This window comes from Roseateles sp. P5_B10 (genome assembly GCF_056400485.1).
Window position 1 is genome coordinate 1 of the sequence record NZ_JBFULE010001220.1, and the last position, 1,126, is coordinate 1,126.

Annotated in this window: 1 protein-coding gene; it reads right to left on the reverse strand. The window is 68.8% G+C overall.

The window, feature by feature from the left end; all coding sequences use genetic code 11:
• Positions 1 to 3 precede the first annotated feature (3 nt).
• The gene (locus AC1DU6_RS32245) at positions 4 to 798 is read right to left on the reverse strand and encodes an alpha/beta fold hydrolase (protein WP_457445716.1); all 795 of its coding nucleotides are present in this window, start codon (positions 796 to 798) and stop codon (positions 4 to 6) included.
• Between the last annotated feature and the right edge of the window lie 328 nt (positions 799 to 1,126).

Sequence of the window (1,126 nt, forward strand, 5' to 3'; positions counted from 1 at the left end):
GAGTCAACCTGCTGGTACCCGCTGCATCGCCCCCAGGCTCTCCAGGATCAGCGCATTGACCCGCCCCGCCTCGGCAATCGGCGCCATGTGGCCGGCGCCTTCCAGCATCTGCAGCTTCACCAGCGGCAGGCGCACTGACAGGCTCTGCGCCACGCGGCGGGCGCTGGCGCGGGTGGCGCCGCCGCAGATCAGTTGCACCGGCATGCGCAGCAGGTCCAGCAGGCTGTCGCTCCATTGCGCGGCGAACAGGGCCTCGAAATGGCGGCGCACCGTCGGCATGGCTTCGGCGATACGCAGCTGTGCGGCGATGTCCATCTCGGGCCAGACGTCGCGACCTTGCCAATAGGCGCAGAAACCGCGCGCGGCGCCGAAATCGTCGCTGCGGTCGAGTGCGGCACTCAGCGTGGCAGCGATCCCGCTGATTTCCTCCCACTCCGGCTCATTCGGACCCAGGGCTGGCAGCACGCCGAAGGCCACGGGTTCGTACAAGGTCAGCGACAGCACGCGCTGCGGCTGCTGCAGGGCCATCTGCAGGGCGACGGCACCTCCATAGCTGTGGCCGACGAGATGAAAGCCCTGGTTGGTTGCGAACGGCAAGCCGGCCAGCACGCCGTTGGCTTCGACGGACAACTGGCTGGGCATCAGCTCCGGCCAGTCGGGCCGGCCGCCATGGCCGTAGAGATCGGGCGTGTGCCACTGCCAGGCGTCACCACTCTGGGCAACGAGGCGGCGCCATTGCTTGCCGCTGGCGGCGCTGGAGTGCAGGCAGACGACGGGGGTGGCGTGGGGCTCGGTCATGGCGATCTCCGGTGTGTGGCGGCATCCTCCGGTGCCCGTGTTTCAAGCAGGCTGCGCAGGGCCGGGCGTTTGTTTCATTCGTTTCAGGCCGCCGCGCCGGCGGGCGGCGCAGGGGATCACGAACCCAGTCGCATGGAAGGGGCTGTAGGTATGGGCCTACCCGTGAGCAGGCAGCAGGCCGATGTTTGCTGCACTGCGGTGGCGCCTAGGCTGGGGCTCCCCAATCAACAGGAGCGCGCAATGAAGCACGCCAAGCATTTCTCGGCAACGGCCCTGGCCTGTGCGCTGGTGGCCAGCACGCCCTTCCTGGCCGAGCCAGCCCAGGCGC

Coding starts and splice junctions, on each gene's coding strand:
- AC1DU6_RS32245 (WP_457445716.1), bottom strand. CDS start 798: ATGACCGAGCCCCACGCCACCCCCGTCGTCTGCCTGCACTCCAGCGCC.